The sequence below is a fragment of the Maribacter algicola genome, from assembly GCF_003933245.1.
Lineage (GTDB): Bacteria > Bacteroidota > Bacteroidia > Flavobacteriales > Flavobacteriaceae > Maribacter > Maribacter algicola.
In genome coordinates this window covers 1-21,399 of record NZ_QUSX01000001.1, presented here as the reverse complement: position 1 = coordinate 21,399, position 21,399 = coordinate 1, and the positions used below count along the sequence as shown (strand labels likewise).

Below are 21,399 nucleotides of genomic sequence, written 5' to 3'. Positions count from 1 at the left end.
TCGATCAAGTCAATGAAGAATGGCCTTTTGCAAAAAAAAAGCCCGTGGAACAAGTGCACGGGCTTTACCTATAATTTGGTCAGGTTTAACGATATAGGGTAAAATGCCCTATGAATTCCCTCTTGTCCTCTTCACCGTTTAGTTTCAGAATATACCAGTAATCTCCCGTTGGTAGATCGGTATCTTGATATAGTCCGTCCCAACCGTTCCTATCGTCTGCAAGTAGATATACCTCACGGCCATATCTATCAAAAATCTTGATGAACAGGTCTGGGTATTGCTCAATATTTTTAGGAATCCATCGATCATTTTGTCCGTCCCCATCAGGGGTAAAGAAGTTGGGTATTTCAATATCGATGAACTCCATGAAAATGGTGGCCATCGCTTCACATCCATAGATATCCACAACGCGTACCGTATAGGTATCCGTTCTGGTTATAAAAATGGTATTGTCCTCCCCATTGTTTCGATCACCAAAATAGAAGGTGTAATCACCGCTTCCGCCAGATGCCACCGCCGTAATCTCGTTTAGATTGTTCTGTTCTAAAATCAATTGCAGAGGTTCAAAACTTTGCACCTCAAAGTCGATGGTGTTTGTACAGCCATTGGCATGTACCAATAGAATATAATGACTTCCGGGAGCCAAATTGGCAAAATCAGGCTCTAATACATAATCATTGGGATTGGTAGAGTCCAATGCATATAATACATCCCCGGCCACACTTGGGTCTTCCAATGACAGGGCTATCCTATTGTCCGGAGTATTCCCGGAACATTCATAGATTACCTCTGCCGTGGCATTGAGGTTGGCACCGTTTTCAACCATAATGGTCTGGTTCGTAGTACATCCATTGGCATCCCTTAAAAAGACGATATAAGTACCACCGGCCAGATTTTCAAAAAGCAGGCGGTCTTGTATGAAATCATCTTCCTCATTGGAGTTTAGGGCAGTACTATACGGTGCTGTACCTCCAGTAACCGCGATAGAAATAGTACCGTCTTCATCCCCTGCACATACTTCTGGGGTACTGGTAGCCTCCATTTCCAATGGCTCAGGAGCAATTAATTCGAACTCAATTACTTCAAAACAGCCATTACTATCCTGTACTATCACCATATACAGTCCTTCCTCCAAATCATCAAAACTGTTTTGATCATCAAATTGGTTTAGGTTGGGTGAGATGGCGAATTGATAATCTCCAGTGCCTCCTTGGACATCCAAGGTGACGGCCCCATCGTTGGCATCGGAACAACTGATTTCCGAAATATCAGGGGTTACCACTAAGGGTGCAGGTTCGTCGATTTGTATCACTTGCGAAATTACTTCGCAATCTCCACTTTGCACCCGTACATAGTAGGTTCCCATAGGCAAATCTGCAAAAGTACCATTGTTCTGGTTGGGTCGCACTTGATCCGTGGCGGCCGCATCCCTGAAAAGGGCAAATAGATAATTTCCTAGTCCGCCTTCGGCATCGGCTATAATCAAGGCGGTAGCCTCACCGCTACAATTGATGAATGCTGCGGATGGGTCAATGTCCACCGTTAGCGGAGGTACATCTTCTACACCAACGGAATTGGAGAGGATGGATACACAGCTGTTACTATCCATTATGTAATACCGGTAATTTCCAGCGGATACATTGGTGAATAATTGTGTATCGGCAGTAACGGTCTCGTTCATTGGGTTGAAGACAACACCATCGGCACTCCACTGGTAGGGAGCCGTACCGCCCGAAGCCACCAATAATAGTTCCGCACCGTTTTGGCAGGTCATGGGTTGGTTGGTAACCAACAAGGCCTCCACATCTGCAGGTTCAATGATATCCTCATCGTAGGTAGCGGTACATCCCATATCATCGGTGACGACAACACTATAGAAACCAGCGCCTAAATTGTTGAACGTAGGATTTGTTTGCGACACCGAAGTACTTAACAACGTAGTTCTCGCCGCATCGGCATAATTATTTAGTACATAACGATAATTGGTCGTTACGTTTCTTGGGCTCAAGGTTACCGAAATCGAGGCATCTGTATCACCTTCGCAAAGCAAAGTGGTGCTTATAGAACTACCGGTTATTGGGTCCGGTACCACCAAACTAAAGCTGTTGGTGCCGGTAAGCTGGTTACAACCGAAGGCATCCGTAACACTGACCGTATAAGTACCCGCGCTCAATCCTTGGAAAACATGACTGTACACGTTTGTTCGTGTTACCGGTGCCCCCAAAGCAGGGGTAAGCGTTATGTTATACGGACCCTGTCCGCCCGCTGGCGTAATGGTCGCCGTACCTTGGTCATTGGAACAACCAACGTCGGTCAAGGCAATCGGATTCAAGGTTATCGGCGCAGTTGGCGAATTGATCGTAAACGACCTTTCCTGGAAACATTCAGGAAATGCATCTTGGGTTACTCTCACTATATAGTTTCCAGCAGCTACCGGAATGCCCGAAACAGTACCTGAACCGTTACGTGTACCTGCGTCGTCCGTTCTAGTTGTTGGGCTGCCATCCGTATTGAAAATTTCCCAACTGTAATCTCCCGTGTACGTGGCATCGGCCACGTTGAGGTCTAGACTTCCATCATCGCCAAAGCAAACCACATTGGTTATATTACCGATAGTAATGTCAAAGGTGTTAGGTTCTTCTACGATATGGGATACCGTAACCTCGCAGCCCGTATTCACATTTAGTATACTAAATGTGTAGTTGCCCGCGGCCAAATCAAGGAATGTATTACCTGGCTGATAGGCACCGGAAGGCAACTGCCTGAATTGATAGTTGGCCGGGTTGGTCGCAAAGCTGGTCACGTTGCTAACGATGTCTATGGAAATGTCCTCTCCTGCATTGGTACAACTAATGGCACTGTCTACATGAACGGTCGGTATGCCCATCAAATCGAAGGGGGCTATGGTCGCTGTGGTAGTACCCAAACAACCTTGGTCATCATATACATTTATAGTATACATCCCCCCGGCCATATCGGTTTCGATATAGGTAGGGCTTGTTCCGGACTGAACCGTAACCGGTGCTTCTACGGCCACGGTATTTGGGTCATCCTCTTCAATAAACACATAGCGTACGTAGTTGTTGCTACCTCCTGTAACTCCGCTAATGGAAATGGAAGCGTTGTCCATGGTATTTCCGCTTGTACAACCAAATTCCACTATGGTAGGCGCAGGAACGCTAATAAGAGCAGGCTCACCGATTGGAATGACCACACTATCCACGGAACAATTGTTGGTGGCAGGATTTCCGGTCACGGTGACCACATAACCCCCAGCCGTGGCAGGGGCCAATCCGGTAAAGGTGGCCGAATTGCCCGTCGTACTCGACGGCAAAATACTGATCGAGGCACCGTCCATGGACGTAATCTCAAAAGCATACGGAGCTGCCGCACCGTTGGTGGTACTAATGGTAATGCTTCCATCATTGGCACCAAAACAACTTACATCGTTCGCAATGATTGACGGATTGATGACCGGTACGACCCTATTGGGAACGTTGATGATAAAAGTTCTGTTACAGCTCGCGCTATTAGGAGTAGTGGTATCGTAAATGGTAATTGTGTAGTTACCGGGCATGGGCGCTTGGTAATCAAATGTAGTTCCTGGAACCGGACCTTGAGGTACGGCTGGAGCACCTGCTGTATTACTGATACTGTATTCATAGCTGCCAGAGCCATTCAAAATTTCGATACCGATTATAGCATCATTGGGTGATGCGGTACAATCCAATAATTTTGTTAGTGTAGCATCTGCCGATAATACCGGATTTACCATGAAATTACTCTCTACGTTCGTACATCCGTTTCCGTCCATAACATAAACGTCATACGCTCCCGGTATCACATTGGTAAACACACCTCCGTTATTTTCAAAGGTTGTGGGTGCCGGACTGCCATTGGGCACCATCGCATAGCGAAGGTTACCAGCAGTTGAAGTTCCAACAGCGTTCACCGTAATGGGTGAGACACAGTTGTCTTGGGTAACACTAAGTGTTGGGTTGGGCGTCAAACTTAAATTAACCGTATTGGTCACAAAGGAACATCCGTATTGGTCAAAAAGGGTTACCGTATAGTTGCCCGCAGGGGAATTCACCGGAATTTCCACCGGATTGTCCAAGGTGCCGGTCAAGGCAGTAAACCCGGCTGGACCGGTAATATCATAGGAGTAGGGAGCCCCACCACCTCCGGTAATTCCGGTAATCGAAATGAGTCCGGGTAGGTTACAGGAGATATCCCTTGTGGCCGTGGCTGTCGCTGATAATGGTGCCAATTCCGGCACGTAAGCATTTTCACTCGCGCCTCTACAGGCATCCGCATTGCTACCATCCACTTGAATCACATTAATATAATATTCACCTTCGGCAAGGGGTAAGGTAGTCGTAATACTACTATTGTAAGTCACAATACCACCACTTGTTTCAATAGGAGTTGTATTACCGAGTTCGAATATTTCCCATCGTATGTTTGGATAGGATGTCGTTGGATTCAAGTTAAAAGTGATGCTTCCATTTGCGGCACTATCACAACTGGGTTGTATGTCCGTTGTGATTTCTATAGGCAGATTGATGCCCGGAATTTCATTTACGTATATATTACTTTGCCTGATACAACCTGCTCCGTCCCGTACATAGAATACATAGGTCCTTCCGGGTACAAGTAAAGGCACTCCTGGGTACTGGGGTGTGACCGGGTCAATGTTGGCAAACGTATGTGCGGTACCACTTGGCAATGGTGCCGTCCATACGGCAGGATTGGCCGCAAACGTATTGAAATTGGCCGGGTCGTCCGTATAGGTATATTCATAGCCTGGAATTGGATTTCCCTCACTACCTTCAACGGTTACCTGCAAATCGTTACAGCCTATGATGACAGCGGTTAAGGTGATATCCAAGTCATCCAATGGGAATGGAATAATATAACGGTCAAAATCCATTTGACAAACTGTTCCACTTGCCAGAGTAACCCTAATGGAAGGGAAAACCTCCGTACCGGAAGCATAACCTCGCAGTTCGTTGGAGGCCTGCCATGTAGTTCCACCATCGGCGCTATATTCCACCGTACCGGTTGGCGTTATCACATTGTCAAACTCAAATCCATATTCCAATGGATCAGGATCATTACAGGCCGCGGGTAATATCGGTATGATATCTGCTGTTATTTCCACGGCATTGTTTAAAGTTACCATAGAAGAGACTACTGTACAACCATTGGTGTCATTAATAGTGACCTGATAATCACCTGTTCCAATGCCACTGTAGGTTAATGAAAGGACAGAAATGTTAGCACTGTTTCTGCTATAGTCGATTCCGTCAGCAGGTGTTAGGTCCATTAAGGTATAGGTGTAAGGGCCTGTACCACCCGTTATGGTAATATCTATCGCTCCCAGTCCATTATAACATTCTGGATCCGTTGGAACGGCACTTATCGATAATGTAGCAACCGGAGTAAAGATGATATCTTCACGAACTGCCGTACATATGGCCGGAGCACCATTGTTGTCTTGAACGTATACATCATACCCTGCCGGGTTTGCAATGGCCATGGCCTCTGTAACCGTTAGGGTGTTTGTGGCACTGTACAATCCTGCCGGACTCGTATTTGCGGGTACGATGGCGTACAATAGGGTGCCGTTTCCACCTGTGGCATTGGCTGTAATCAATCCGTCGCCACAGGCACTAAGCGGTGTTATATCGACATCCAATTCTAAAAGCGGACTGATGACCACTGTTTGGGTATTGGGAGTCGTTGGGCAACCCAATTGGTCACGCACTTCAATGTCATAACTGCCCGCGGAAAGTCCGGAGAAGGTATAGGTAGTTGCCGATGCCGGCGTTGGCGTAATCCAGGGGCCGCCATTAATCCTGAATTCATAATCACCGTTACCTGCAGTCACATCTACGAGTATGGAACCATCGTTGGTACCTGAGTAACAAGCCGTAGGCGTAGTCGTAAATACAATGGCTGCTGGTGGCGTTACTGTCACGGCACTGGTCAATGGCAATAATACTTCGCAGGCATTCGTATCCCGTACCCACACCAAATAATCCCCATCCGGGACATTGGTAAATTGTGAATTGGACTGATAAGGAGCTATCACCGTTCCTGCGGTGTTCTCCAATTGGTACTCGTAACTTGGGTTTCCACCAGTGGCCGAAGCTTCCAAAGTGGCACCTGAATTAAAGCATGTATAGTCTGAAATTTGGGTTAATGTAGGAACTATAGCCGATGGTTCCGTCAAGGTAATCGGGAAGGAAACGGCACAGGCCGTATCGTCCAATTTCCGCACTTGAACCGTGTAGTTACCATCGGATAAAGAGGCAGCCGTTGTCACTGGAGACGTTAAAGAACTTGTCCAGTTGGTACCGTCAAAAGAATACTCAAAACCAATTCCGCTCGTAAAGTTGTCCACTTCAAAACGAATGGATCCATCCGCAGAACCGTTGCAACTTGGGTCGGTAACCGACAATAGTTGGGCTTCAAAAGCCTGGTTTGCTTCGACAACTATGGTTAGGTCCTGACTTTCTGGGCAAACGGAAGGCACTTGAAAGGCCGTAATGTCGTCTAAAATAAGGTCGTTCCCATCATTACTGTTTACATTGTTCCTAAAGACGATATCAATATCTGTATTCGCGCCTGGGTTGAAGGTAATGGTACGCTCGTGCCAATCCGTGTTGTTGGTGTTTTTTGGAATTTCCGGCACCACTTCGCTATAGATTAACGTGCCACCATTGTCCAATATCTCTATCAGTACCTCTGGATTGTTACCTGCACCTCCCAAGTTCATGAGGTTGTACGCCCAGAAATTCAAGGTAATTTCCTCATTGGCCAATACTTCAACATCTCTTTTCGCCCACAGAATGGAGTTCAATACGGGGCTTCCTGTATCGGAGAAGGTAGAGATGTCAATGGCCAAGAAGCGACCGTCGGTCAAGCCGGTGTGATCTTGCGGACTTGTTAAGGTAGTTAAAGGATTGGTCACAAAATTCGTAACCGTATACTCCCCGTTTACCAATATTCCTTCAGGTCCACGGTTACATGGGGTCAAGGAACCGTTTTGAGGTTCAAAGCAATAATCTGGACCAATTTCACCGATTTGGGTGCTAGGTCCTGCCCCGAAGTTTTCAAAGAACAAGGTCGTTTGATCGGGTGTACTACTGCTCGAATAATCAACGGTAATGGTCTGTGTACCCACCGCTACACTGGCAAAAACATTGCTATCCGCTGGAGTGTTCAAAGTACCATTGAGGGTGTAGGTATAGTCAAAGTCGGTCGTGTTCGATGTATTAATCGTTATCGTTCCCAAGCCATCACAGTCATAATCTACCGTGTAGGAAAGGTTGGGATCCGCGGCCGGTGCCGGTACCGTTAGGTCCATATCATAGCTACAGCCTAAATTGTCACGTACAACCAATTGATAGGTTCCCGGCAATAGGTTTCGCTCGTTCAAGGAACCAAAATTGCTTCCGCCATCAAAACTATATGCATAGGGGGCTTCACCGCCACTGGCATTTAAAATCTTGACCAAGGCACCGCTTGGGTTGCACGAAGCGTCCTCCACAATGGCCGCCGAGGCGGTCAAACGGAAGGGTTGGTCAATTTCATATTCCAGGGTTTCAATACATCTGGAAGTTGGGGTTCCGCTGGAATCCATGACCGAAATGGTATAGAAGCCGGCAGATAGGTTTACAAATGTATTTTGTGTTTGAAAGGTTACACCGTCCAAACTGTACTGATAGGGGGCCGTTCCGCCTGCAACGCTTATCGTTAAGGATGAGGTGGACGAATCCGAACAAATGATGTCCGTGTGGGACGCCGATATGGACGGAGTGCCCAAAAATTCGATTTCTACGGAATTCGAAATGGCATAGCATCCACTGTCGTCAAATACAATGAATTCATAAATCCCAGCATCCGAAGCACCCGAAAAGGTAAAGTTGCTGGCCGTCTGAAGGTCCGTCACTTGAATATTCAGCATATTTGGCGGACTTGGATACAGATCGGTTCCATCTTTGCTCCAAATGGCCATAAAATAGTCGGGGTTTGGTTGACCTCCATTTGGGGTCAAGGTGATTACTCCAGGATTACAGGTAATATTGTCCGTTGTAACGGCGCTTAGGGTAAGCTCCGGTATTTCCGGTACCGTAATGTTCTGGGTATCGGTACAGCCATCATCGGTAGTGGTAATAACAATATAATTACCTGGATTTACGCTGGTAAACGAATAGGTGTTATCTGGAGAAATCAATTGACTGTCCACAAAAGTGCCCAATCCACTGTTACTGCCGTCGTCCAAACGAAGTTCATAACTATAATTGGGTAGCACGTTCAAGGCTTGGATATTAATGGCCCCTGGGGTACCGCATTCTGCCGCAACCGTTGTAATATTTACCTGGAAGTCGCGCTCCAAAATCCCGATATCCTCCGTGGTAAAAATACAGGCACCGTCCATTGGATTTCCGGTAATGGGATTTAACTGTGTTACTTCCACATAGTAAGACCCGCTATTCGTAATATCAAAACTAGGACCGTTATTGGCCGAGAAAGGTACGACTATGGAATCATCAGAAGCGTCCACCAACTGAAAACCATATCCTGATCCAACATTGGTAATGCGTACCTTTCCGGGTGTACTACAAAGAATATCTTCCGAAGTATAATCAAGATCCAACGTATTTTTGAAAACATTAAAATAAAAACGGCTGAAACATCCGTTTAGATAATTAATGACCACGCGATATTCACCGCTATCTGTAACGGTATAGTTGTCCTGCGTAGCCATATCCGTCCAAGTACAGGTTCCGTTCTTATTGGCACAGTCGTCACCGGTTGAAGAACAACTGCCCTCGTTCAATTTCTGCCAAACGATGCTTTGGGCATCGGAGATTCCCAATTGAAGGGTAGCCTCGTCATTTTCACCACATAGGAATATTTTTGGAAGCAGGTCCCCATCAACGGAACAGGTTACGATTTCACCTTGGATATCATTATCCGGATTAGGATCCGCGTTGACCATATTGAAATAGTCTATTATGGGGTTGGTCTGTGTGGTCCCAAAACGTTCCACTGTAATCAGTTCTACCAAGTCCACACAACCGGTAGCACCGGATTTTTCAACGATGTAGTTTCCGATATCCGTTACCAACAAGGTGCTTGGATTATTGTCCGGATTACCGTCATTGATGGCTGGTTCCCCGGCGTCTATCTGTCCGTTGCCATTAGCGTCGATTGCCCAGGTATAGGTGGCAAAGCCACTTCCTGCGGTCAATATTGCAAAATCACCGCATAGCTGAACGGTACGGGCAACGTTACAATTTGCCAAATCACTTAAAATATCGTTGGTAGCAACTTGTGGAGGTACGTCACAAGGGGAGGTTGAATTGGCCCCACCCTCATCCGTAAAGGTGGCGGAATTCAATGTACCTTGGTAGGTAGAATAGGCTTCATTGACCAAGGTTCCCGAGCAGGCATCTATAAAATCCGAACAATTTCCAGAAAGGGTCACCATAATACGTATGGTATATTGAGGGTCTCCCACTTCCACTAGATTATCGGGCACCTGAAATACAATCTCATTGGTTACTGAATCATGATTGGAGGTGACCCCAGGTGCATCGGAAGTATTGATGCCATCCAAGGCGACATTGCTAGGTAGAATATTTCGTATGGAGTAGTTTGTGGCATCGTCATCGCCCGTATTTTGAAAACGGAGCACGTATTGGAACGATTGGCCCAGATTGATGGACTGTCCCGCTAGGGAGGCCCCACCCAAGTTTTCTGAGGTGTTGCCCAGCAAAATTTCAGGGGCGAACACCTGAACATAAGATGCCGCATTTACGGTACCGTCGGTAGGGTCTACCGCAGGAACACCTGATCCATATACACCATCATCGCCACCATCGGCATTACCATCCTTATAAAATTCATTGGCATCGCTACAGCCGTCATCATCACTGTCCAAATCTAAATGATCGGGAATACCGTCACTATCTGTATCGCAACCGGCGGTCAATAGTACACCCCGCATATTCGTTGGTCCTACCACTTGTTGGCCAAGCGTGAACGTATTACTTCCTGAAGGATTCCACGAAACAGGTGCCGGGGGAGTATCCAAGAACATAGGCTCCAGAGGACCGTTGGAGCTTCTTGCCCCAAAAATCTGAAATTGTCCTGATTGATCGATAATCACCCTAATCGTTGGGCTTCCGTTGGAACTGTTTACGGTCCAAATATTAGGATTTCCTGATTGTCCATAAGTCGTTCCATCCATAAAGCGGGCGAAATTACCGGCAGCCCCAAGTTGGAATTGAATTTCCCCAGCGACGTCATTCCCGTTAAGATTTAAGTTGAACGAGTTGTCCAAACTGAATATATCCACTATCAAATAATTGTCCACACTGACTAAGGGGCTGGTATGGCCATTTCCATTGGCGATATTGAAGGCCAAGGTATCACATTCATCCTCGTCATAGATTCCATCATTGTCATCATCCAAATCTGTAATATCCCTCACGCCGTCATTGTCCGTATCATTATGAACCGTAATCAGTGCGGTAGGCCTATCAGGAGTTATGTTGGTATCCGTTTGATCTTGGGTATTGGTAACGGTATTGATTAGGCCCAATAGGGGTAAAGTGTCAATTTCGTCAGCACGTACGGTAAGTTCCAATTGTGCTACCTGTCCACCGTTTAGGGTGCCAATGTTCCAAGTATTGCCGCTCCAGGTTCCATGGATTGTGAAGGCATTTTCCAAGGTGAGTCCGGAGGGGATGTTGTCCGTCACCCGAAGATTTGTAAGTGGTCCCACCCCATTGTTCTTTACCCGAACGGTGAACGTGGCAGTTTCCCCTTCCATAATTTCATCATTGTCCACAGTTTTGGTTAGCACTACATCCGGGTCGCAATAAAGGGCCTGGATGGTATTACTGTCATAGGTACAAGGTCCTTTGGTACCCCTTACAAAGAAATCGCCAGCTCCTGTGGGCGCGTAGCTGGGACCGTTTGCGCCGGGAATCAAAACGCCATCTTCATACCATTGGTAGGCATCGAAATTACTTGTAGCTTCAAAAATTTCAGAACCTACAAAGCATCCAGATCCACCCCTAATTTCAAGGGTAACCTCTGGTACGGTATCAAAACCTGAAAAATAACCGGCAACACCCCGTGCACCATTAAAGCCAAAAAATCCAACGGCCATAGGTCCGGTGGATTGTACGCTCACATTACCGTTCAAATTGGGAACATAAAAAGTTTTCCATTCAGTAGAGCCGACCACCGGATTTGATGGAGGTAGAGTTACAGGACCATTGCTATCGGTTATCGAAATATTTGCATCCGGTGTATTGACCGCCGCTATTATGGTCATACCTCCTGTAACGGTTTCCCCCGCCATGTCTCTAATATTGGGAATGTTGTCCATAACGTCCGGTAGCAAACAATTTACGGGCGCCACAAAATTCAAACCTTGTGTGTATACCTGACTGGCTCCTGCCATACATTGGTAGGCATAAACGTTTTTGGAAGTCTGAACAAACATATTGGCTCCCACCGTATTGGAGGAAAAATTACTACTGGGAATCTCAATGTAATCCCCGTTGTTCAAAGTGGCTAAAGGAATTGTACTACCATTGACAAAGACTTGGGTATTGTCCTCAGTAGCGATAAGTAGGGGGAACTCCGTCCATCCATTGGTATTACCATTACCGCGTACAAATACGTAATCCTTTCCTAAACGGTTTTCAGGAACCGGTTGGTCAATACCGGCATCCCTATTACTGTTGTTTTCCTGACGCCCAAAATTAATGGAACCGTTACTGATTACGATATCCTTATCCGATTCTATAGAGGCACCAATCCAACCTTGTCTGCTTGCCCAGGTGGGGGAATTACCAACATAATTTTCAAAAACAAAGGATTCGTTGGCATCTAGGGTAATTGTATAGGTGTCTGCCGTGATTCCAGCCACGTTGTTTCCTACCCTAAAAACACAATTGGGATCGTATCCGAAAAGTCGCACCGTTGTGTTGTCCTCCGTGGCCATAATACCAAGGGTATTCGATTTGGAGACCTCGGCACCTAAATTAGGTACACCGCCCCATTTGAAGCGGGTGCCCATTGCTTGCCTACCTTTGGCCGTTAATGAAGCTGCCTGTGCGGCGGAATTTCCCCGATAGTTTACGTAGAAACGGTTTCCACTGGGGGATTCAAAACGTAAGCCGCTATTGTTCAGTACAACACCTGTGTTTGCATTGTTTACCAAGGTAATATTATTGTCCCCGTTGGCCAAGGTCCAGGTGGCCGGAGTATTATTGGATATATTAAAGGTGGCTATTGGTGTTGGGTTTGTACCCCTGTAAGCATTTACAGTAAAGGTGGTGGGTTCTGGTGTGGAAAGATAAATGGCTTGCTCCCTAATACCCGCATTGTTTTGTCCTTGTTTTAATGGTGGTAAGTAGTGCAGGTCGCTCAATTGGGCCTTGCCCGATACCCCTATGACAAGTAATAAAACAAATAGAATTCTTTTCATTTTTATAAAAAAAGTGAGTTATAATCCTCAAAAAAAACCTATTAACAGGTTTTGCGCAATGTATTGTTGCCAATGCCATTTTTTTTGTGGTTTCCTATACCTATTTCGAGGTTTGGATTTTTTGAACTTTAATAAATTCAGCGGTTTATCGATAAAAGGTGCCGTTTATCTTAGTGTCTTGTTTGTTGTATCTTTAGGGAACAATTCAGTGCTATGGAAGAAAAATTGATGTCCAAGAAAAAGCCAGCCTATCCTGTAAGCGAGGCCTTGGACGGATACCTTAAACATTATAACCGGAAAAGTGAGATCCCTATTTTCTATGATGATTTGCTTCGGTTTTCAGGGTCAGTGGTGGTGTACGACAAAAATGATGAAGATACCCTTTGGATCAGGGTGTATTATTCAGAATTTGATAGAAAGGAAATAGATGACAGCCTTAAAAAGGTATATTCGATACTTCATTCCGATGGTAGCAATAACATCCATCAATACCTTAATGTGGATGCAGTGGATTTCTGCACCTTTGGGAACTCCAAACCTTTTCGTATCAAGATCAGGAATATTCTAAACGATAATTTTACCTATTTCTATATAAAACGTACCGATGCATCCCGTATTTACGGGCTAGAATTGGAACATATGCTATCTCCCTACAACCTCAATTTTTTGGTGTATAAGGATACCTTGATCGAGGAGCATATAGCCGGGATTCCTGGTGACGAGTTCATTAAGAATATGCTGCCCAAGTGTTCCGAGCCTGAAAAAGCTCAATTGGCAAAGGAATTTGTAAAATTCAATGAGCGATGTATGATTCGTCTATTAGGCGACATGCGCTCCTATAATTACGTGATAGTACCCACCCATGATTTTGATCATGTGGTCTATAAGATTCGAGCCATAGACTTTGACCAACAGTGCTTTGAAGGGAAGCTGAAGGTATACCGACCCCAATTCTTCAAGGAAAATTATCAAATGGTGGAAATGGTTCGACAAAAACTACTCAGGGATTCCGTAGACCAATACAAGTTGGAGGAGCGCTCCATGGTGGCCAAACGTATCCTCAGTTCCGGAAACCGAATCAAAAAATTAAGGGCAATCTGTAAGGAAGATACCATTTCCACTGAAGAAAATATCGCACTTTTAAAAGAACAAATAGGGACCTTAACTTCCGATGCCAATTTCGTTAAATGCAAAACCATGGGGGAAGTCCTTGACCTGGCCCTCAATTTTGTTCGACGTAATTATGAGGATGTAAGTATGAAACAGATTATAGAGCAGAATATAAAAATCTAGTTATAAGCAATTAGGTGAAAATATAAGTAAAATTCGATAGAAATAAACGTAACTTATTGATTGTTATTTATTTAAAATAAACTTCCTTACCATCAACCATCAACCATCAACCATCAACCATCAACCATCAACCATCAACCATCAACCATCAACCATCAACCATCAACCATCAACCATCAACTCTTCTGTTCCTTATTAAAATATACTAGATAATAATACATTTGGCGTTCTTCGTCCCAACCTTTTTCCACAAATTTTTCAGCCGACTCCGGATTTATAAAGTCCAGTTTAATCTGGATGTTGGTGTCTAGATTGATGACATTTTTAATTTTTCTTCGGGCATCAGAAACGGCCTTGTTGGCAATATCGAAACTGGAAACATCCTCTATGCTGTATTTAGGACCTTTCTCTACCTTATAGTGTTTGAATTCCGGAATCAAGTCTGGGTTTTCCATAACCTCATTTAGGAAATTGGTTTCCTCAAAGGCATCGTTCTTTGCAAAATGGTTTACCGCACGATTCATGAACAGAACCTCCTGTTGTTTATCCTCGGCGGGCAATACCACGTCTTTCGCAAAGTTCTGACAGAATTTTAGATAGTTCTTTGTTTTGAAATTGTCATCGGAAAGGGGCTCTACACTTAGGAAATTTTCGAGCCAATATTTGGTGTCGTATTTATTGCTATCCACAGATAACACCTTGTAACCATCTTCCTTATTGACATTGAGAATTAAACAACCCTTATCCAATTTATTGATGTTGATACCCTGCTGAACAATAATATCCAAATTGTTTTCATTCTCCTTAAACTGGAGGAAGTCATGTTTCAACTCGCTTTTGAAAATGCCAATGGCATCTATTTTTTCATTGTCCAAATGAACCCCGGTCAAGAAGGCCACATACACCTCACCACTTTTAATATGGGGATGGTTGGACTGTTCAAATAGTAAGGTGGCGATTTTTTTTGAGGCCGAATGGGAGTTAGATGGGTCATCAAAAACGGTATTGGCCAATTTGTACAATTCATTGAATTCCACATCCACCTCATTGGAAAGTTTAAAATAGTTCTCCTCTTTTTCCCGGAACGGTTTAAAAAAGTATTCTTTTAAAAGTCCTGTAGTTTCATCGTTCAGGGCAAAAGGTTCAGCCGACAAGAAAATTCCTTCACCTTTATTTTTATTTCCTACCCTGTGGATGGAAATGTGTTCGATCTGGGTGGCATATAAGTTGATCATGAAATTTTATGGTTTAAATGGATTGCTTTGGGGTAAAATTCTTTTACTTCAACTAACAACTAACAACTAACAACTAACAACTAACAACTAACAACTAACTAATTCCAATTTTCATCAAAATCCAGGTCGTCATAGTTTTCAAAGGTATCGTCAAAATCGAAGGCACTATTTTCGGATTCAAACTTTCTTTCCGGAGGTGACTCAGGGAGTTCCCCAAAGCTGAATAATACATTAGGGTAGGGATGTCCATCTACTTTTTCCACAATATCCGCCAACTCCACAAAAAAGGTCCACATATTCAAAAAGTCATATACATAGATCATTTTTGGGCTATCCTCTGTCAGTACATCTTCCAAAAAGGTTTCGTTCATCAAACGTACGTCGGATCCAGTTTCGCTCATATCGAACAAGGCAATTTCTTCGTCCTGTTTCCAATTTTCGTCGCAGGTATAGAAAGAGGCCATTTCATTACCTAAAAAGCCAAATGCTTGGGTTATGGCATTATGAAATTCCTCTAGAGTATTGTGCGCTTCAATTTCCAAGTCCCTGAAGATATCCTCCTCAGCATCTAGTATTATCCTTATTTTATAGACCATACCTTTATTTTTGTGGGATGGCAAAGTTACAAAGAATTGGGACTAATTTCAGGCTTTAAGGCATCTAAAACCAAATAGAACTGCACCCCGAACAAAATGGATGCGACCACAAGATGCAAAGGTTGACTCGCGAAAGGGAAATCCAAATAGTACATGGCCGTTCCTGAGATTGCTTCGACGATCAAGAGAAAAAGAATCCAAACAATTTTTACATGGCCAAGATTCAATGTAAAGATTCTGTAGGCCAATAAGGAATTTACGAGTATTACAAGGATAGAAAAGCTACGGTGTACATAAAAGACCAAGGTTGGGTCTTCTAACCATGACCCTTTGGTGGCTTCTCCTAAAATATCAATTTGGTGGTCCACGAACTGCCTAACTTGTGTGCCAAGGACAATCTGAAAGAGTGTTAAAATCAGTGCAAAAGAGGCTAGAACGAGTGTCTTTCTGTCATAAATGATTCTTTTGTCCTCATTGTTAACCCTAAAAATTATATACAAAAGCATCGCCAAAATTAGCAAGGCCATTAGCATATGCAAGGTTATTTTCACTGGTTCCAAAACGGAATAAACAACAGTAGCCCCTAGCCAAGCCTGAAAACCCATTCCCAATACTACCAGCCAAGATAAAATTGAAACCCTTTTCTGCTTTTTCCAGTACCTTAGTGAAGCAAAGGCCAGTATAAGAGTGGCCAGACCCGCCAAGGCTCCCAATAGTCTATTAATATATTCTATCCAGGTATGCCATGGGTTAAAAATGGCATAATCATGTTTGGTGTACAAGTTCCAATTTTCAGCATTGAATGAATTTGCGGAGGTAAAATCCTTGGCCGCTACCTGTAGGGTTTCTTCTTTTATGATTACTTGACCTTTTTCATAGGAACGTTCCGGTTGCCATTGAAGTTCAGAAGCTTCGGTAGGAGGAATATAATACCCAAAACACTTTGGCCAGTCCGGACATCCCATACCGCTTCCTGTCATACGTACGACCGCCCCGGCAACAACGACCAAATACACCAAGATTAAGGTTAATTTCGCAAGTTTTCTGAAAGTGGCTATCATTTTGATTCTTTTATCAAAATTACTACTCTTTTGCAAAAATAACGGGGAAACCCCGTTTTTTTCAACCGTTTCGCTTTTACGCCAAATCAATTGAAAACAGGGGTTTAATCTACAATAATAAATTCGGAGCGTCTATTTAGCTGGTGGTCTCTATCGGAGCATATGATACCGTTTGCACATCGGTTAATTAATTGGGTTTCACCATAACCCTTACCGGAAATCCTGGTCTCATCGATTCCTTTTGAGATGATATATGAAACGGTTGTTTTTGCCCTTCTGTCCGATAACCATAAGTTGTAACTATCTTCTTCACGGCTATCGGTATGCGATCCTATTTCTACCTTTACATCCGGTCTTTTCTGCATATAGGCCACCACCTTATCCAAGTTTTCAAAAGCATCCTCCCGAAGATAGGAGCTGTTCAGGTCAAAATAAATTGGGTCTAGTTTTAGCACTTTTACAAGATCAGCACCTACAACAGCTTTTTTGCTACTTTCCTCCATCTCAACTTTCAAATTTTTTATTTCTTTCTCATTAGGCGAAGTAAACAGCAAGAGTAATCCTTCTTCGTAGCCTACCAAATTACCCGCAATGGAATATTGGCTTTCTTGACAGGGTATTTGTATCTCAAACTCACCATCTCCATTCGCTATGGTTTCCCCAATGATACCACCAAATCCATCGTAGGCCGTCATCATTGCGTTTGGAATTGCTTTTTCACTATCCTTATCGGTAGCTATCCCAGAAATGGTGACCATACAGTCTATGGTCTTCAAATAATAAATATCATCTCCTCCAATTCCACCAGGTCGATTTGAGGCAAAAAAACAGTTGGTCCGCTCTTCATCAAAAACCAATGAAAAATCATCATAGGGGCTATTTATGGGATTTCCCAGATTGGCCACGTTATCATATTTTTTCAAGTCGATCGAGAAAATATCAAGGCCCCCTAATCCTTGGTGGCCATCAGATGCAAAGTATAAAATGCCGGAATCGGATATAAAGGGAAAAGACTCCCTACTCTCTGTATTTACTTTCGGCCCCAGATTTTCTGGAGTTCCAAACGAGCCGTCGGGATGTATTTCTACCACAAAAATGTCCGATGCACCCAAAGTTCCTGGCATGTCCGATGAGAAATATAGTTTTGTACCCTCCTCGTTCAATGAGGGATGCGCCACAGAATACGAGTCACTGTTAAAGGGTAGTTCTTCAATATTACCCCATAGACCCGAGTTTAATGTTGCACGATAAATTTTTAACCTGCTTATTCCTTTTTTGTCCCTACTGAAGCTACCTTTATTGAAATTGTTTCTTGTGAAATAGACCGTTTTTCCATCTTTTGAAAAACTTGTGGACGATTCATTGGCCATTGATTTTAGTTCTTTATCAAATGGAGTGGCGGTACTATAGTTTTCTTCGTTGGGTTTCGTCGCTTGATATAGGTTCAAATAGGGGGTTGAAGTTCTTTTACTTGTTTCCAAGTCCCTTGCGGTTGAAAATATGAGCCGATTTTGATAAAAGGATGGTGCAAAGTCTGATTCCTTTGAATTGATGGAACTTAAGTTTTCGACCGTGAATTCGGTTGATGGTGCCATCAACTCTTTCAGATAATTCTCATCTTTGCTGTGGTTCAATGCCCTAACATCGTTCGTATTGGCTTTTTTGAACTTGTTCATCCAAATTTCGGATTCGCGGTAATTTTTGGTCGACTTTAAAGCTTGAGCATAACGATAAAAATAGTCTGCATCTATGGAACTATCGTTCAGTTCAAAAAGTTTTGAAAACCAATACGTAGCCTCATCGTATTTGGCATTTAAATAGGCCGTATTTCCAAGGTTCTTACATATTTCCTCATCAGTCAACCCTTGCTTGCTCAACTCTTCATAGGTGGACATATTCACCATATATCCATAATGGTTAAAATTATCTTCCGCGGTCTTTGTTTTCTTTTGTGACAGAGCGAAAACCGGAAGCAGTAATAAAATCATCCCTATGTGATGTAAATTGAGTTTCATGCTTCGTCTTTTAAAAGAATCTAGGGGTTAAATCGATTTTATCTTTTTTAATGAATTCATATCTCAAGAACACTTCAAAAGAGCCGTTGTTAAATTTGGTTCCTCCCAATTCTGATATGTCACTATCATAGGCAAGGCCCAACATAAACCCCTTTGTCATCTGAAAACCGAATAGACCACTTATAGCAGCATCCCAGCGGTATGCCGCACCAAGGGTGAATTTGTCGTTAATTAAAAAATTGGCAGATACATCCGCCTGCAACGGGGCGCCCGGGGTGGCTTTCAACAAAAAGGCAGGTTTGAATTTTAGCGACTCGGATAAATCAAAAACATAACCAGAAATAAGATACCAAGTCATTCTATCCACCGAGACTAAGTTGTCATTTCCTCCTGCGCTTTCAAAATGCTCGGTCTGTAAAATGTTCGGGACAGATAGACCCGTATAGAATTTGTTGTTATGAAAATAGATTCCCGCACCAATGTTGGGAGTGAACTTTCGGTACAATTCAGTCTCCGTAATTATGTTGGCACTGGCACTGTAATTTCTCAGATTATTAAAATTAACATTTAATAGATGACCTCCTGCTTTTAGTCCGAATGATATTTTATCGGATTCAGAGGTGTTTATAGTATAGGAAAATGCAGCATCAACATAAGTGTTCTGGTTGGTATTGTTACCAATTTCATCATGTACGATTGACAATCCCAAACCAACTCGGTCAGAGGTAGGTCCGTGAATGTTTAAAGTCTGTGTGTTCGGCGCTCCATCCCTTCCTATCCACTGTGACCTATGTAGTAATGCAATGCTCAAAACATCACGGGAACCGGCATAAGCTGGATTAACGGAAAGGGTGTTGTACATATATTGGGTATACTGTGCATCTTGTTGGCTAAAACCAAACTGTACCGCCATATAAAGGGTAAAACAAAAAAGGATATTTCTTTTATTACTGCTCATATCTATCTGATTACATAGAGATATCCTGTTAACAATTTCTGTTCTCCTCGTGCTTCATATTGAATGTCGTAGTAATAGACACCGGATGGAAGTTCCTCGTTTTGCATAATGGTAGTTCTGCCATTAGAAATACCGTTGAACGCATTGGTATTATTTTCATAACCTTTTGTTTCCCAAACTTTTACGCCCCAGCGATTGTAAATTTGAACCGAGTTGTTAGGAAACATTTCAATATTGATTATTTCAAAATTACCATTGATGTTGTCACCAGGTTTAACTATATCAAGTTCCACATATAGTTCGCAAGTTGAACCTGAAGGGGGTGTTCCTCCGACAGAATCGCAAGGGTCCAATGGGTCAGTTCCATCGGAGACTTCTTGTCCGTCCCTAATACCGTCACCATCGGTATCTGGATTATTGGGGTCCGTACCTATTCGTACTTCCTCATCATCTGGCAAACCATCATTATCGCTATCCGCAGTTAGTGGTTCATTCTCAAATATGATAATAACCTCTCCAATTCCTGTGTTCCCCGCAATATCCGTTGCGGTTATGCTTAATATTGCTTCATCATCTATAGTAGGAAAGCTTCCGTTCTGTGGGACTTCGGTTGATGTGTCTATTGCCCAGATACCATCAATATCCGTATTGATGACGTAAGTGATTTGGCTTCCAGAATTATCAAAAGCAACCGTAATGGTGAGGATTTCATTAGGGCTTCCGTAACCAAGTAAAATTGGGAAAGTGTCCGTCGTAGTAAAACTCTCCACCAATGGTGCCTGCGTATCTATTATATATGGATGTTGTACGGATGCCGAACCCGTATTTCCATTGCTATTAATAGTAGTGATTGTTCCTAGGACACTATTATCATTGTCCGATACCAAGTCGTTTCCGGATACAGAAATATTATAAATTCCATTGACGTCCACCGCTCCCGTATAGTTTGTGTTATTAAGAGAAAGCGTTACGATATCTCCTTCGTTAAAATCGCCGGATGCGTTACCGGTAATAGTTATGGTTTCAAGAGACTCCTGTTCATTTATAATGTTGTCGGCAGTGATGGGGTCAATATTGATGATAAGTTGAACTGGAATTGTTTCGGTACAGTCTGCAATACCATTATTATTAGAATCTGTCTGATTTGTTGATACGGTCACGGTACTGGAGTCGTCGGTAGTACACGGTGCCGTTGCAAGTACCGTATAGGTATGCGTTCCATCGCCGTTATCGGTCCATGTCCCCCCGGTATCGGGCGAACCGCCGAGGTGGGCGAAAAGGTCGTTGTTGTCAAAGGTATCGCCCTGACAAATATTTAAAGATCCGTCGCTTCCAGCGTTGGGAGGCGTTTGTTCCACGACCGTGACAGAACTGGTATCATTAACGGTACACGGTGCCGTTGCCAGAACGGTATAGGTATGCGTTCCATCGCCGTTATCGGTCCATGTCCCCCCGGCATCGGGCGAACCGCCCAGCCGAGCGAAGAGGTCGTCGTTGTCGAAAGTGTCCCCTTGGCAGATGTTCAAAACGCCGTCGGTCCCGGCGTTTGGCTGCACCTGCTGCGTTACGGTCACGGTGCTTGAATCATCGGCCGTACACGGTGAAGTGGCCAGCACGGTATAGGTATGTGTCCCGTCGCCGTTATCGGTCCATGTCCCCCCGGCATCGGGCGAGCCGCCCAGCCGAGCGAAGAGGTCGTCGTTGTCGAAAGTGTCCCC

Annotated in this window: 8 protein-coding genes; 1 reads left to right on the top strand and 7 read right to left on the bottom strand. The window is 43.9% G+C overall.

The features are described 5' to 3' along the window. Window positions 1-85: 85 nt before the first annotated feature. The gene (locus DZC72_RS00040; protein WP_125220910.1) at window positions 86-12,523 is read right to left on the bottom strand and encodes a T9SS type B sorting domain-containing protein; all 12,438 of its coding nucleotides are present in this window, start codon (window positions 12,521-12,523) and stop codon (window positions 86-88) included. A 228-nt stretch (window positions 12,524-12,751) separates the two neighbouring features. On the opposite strand from DZC72_RS00040, the gene DZC72_RS00035 reads away from it, so the two are divergent. Further along, entirely contained in the window at window positions 12,752-13,816 is a 1,065-nt protein-coding gene (locus tag DZC72_RS00035; protein WP_243641600.1) for a hypothetical protein, read from the top strand. Window positions 13,817-13,992: 176 nt separating this feature from the next. Here DZC72_RS00035 and DZC72_RS00030 read toward each other — a convergent pair whose 3' ends face one another. The 6 genes from DZC72_RS00030 to DZC72_RS00005 form a co-directional block, all read right to left on the bottom strand. Then, a complete protein-coding gene (locus tag DZC72_RS00030; RefSeq protein WP_125220908.1) occupies window positions 13,993-15,051 on the bottom strand; it encodes a nucleoid-associated protein in 1,059 nt (352 codons plus the stop codon). Window positions 15,052-15,149: 98 nt separating this feature from the next. Then, a complete protein-coding gene (locus DZC72_RS00025; RefSeq protein WP_125220907.1) occupies window positions 15,150-15,647 on the bottom strand; it encodes an IS1096 element passenger TnpR family protein in 498 nt (165 codons plus the stop codon). Window positions 15,648-15,673: 26 nt separating this feature from the next. After that, a complete protein-coding gene (locus tag DZC72_RS00020) occupies window positions 15,674-16,708 on the bottom strand; it encodes a COX15/CtaA family protein (protein WP_125220906.1) in 1,035 nt (344 codons plus the stop codon). 104 nt (window positions 16,709-16,812) lie between these two features. Continuing rightward, window positions 16,813-18,723 (bottom strand): OmpA family protein, encoded by a 1,911-nt coding sequence (locus tag DZC72_RS00015; protein WP_243641599.1) that lies wholly within the window; start codon window positions 18,721-18,723, stop codon window positions 16,813-16,815. Window positions 18,724-18,733: 10 nt separating this feature from the next. Beyond that, window positions 18,734-19,681: a PorP/SprF family type IX secretion system membrane protein gene (locus DZC72_RS00010; RefSeq protein WP_125220905.1), complete on the bottom strand. Its 948-nt coding sequence runs from the start codon at window positions 19,679-19,681 to the stop codon at window positions 18,734-18,736. A 2-nt stretch (window positions 19,682-19,683) separates the two neighbouring features. Continuing rightward, window positions 19,684-21,399 (bottom strand): T9SS type B sorting domain-containing protein (locus DZC72_RS00005; protein WP_133306766.1); only part of this gene is annotated, 1,716 nt, incomplete at its 5' end.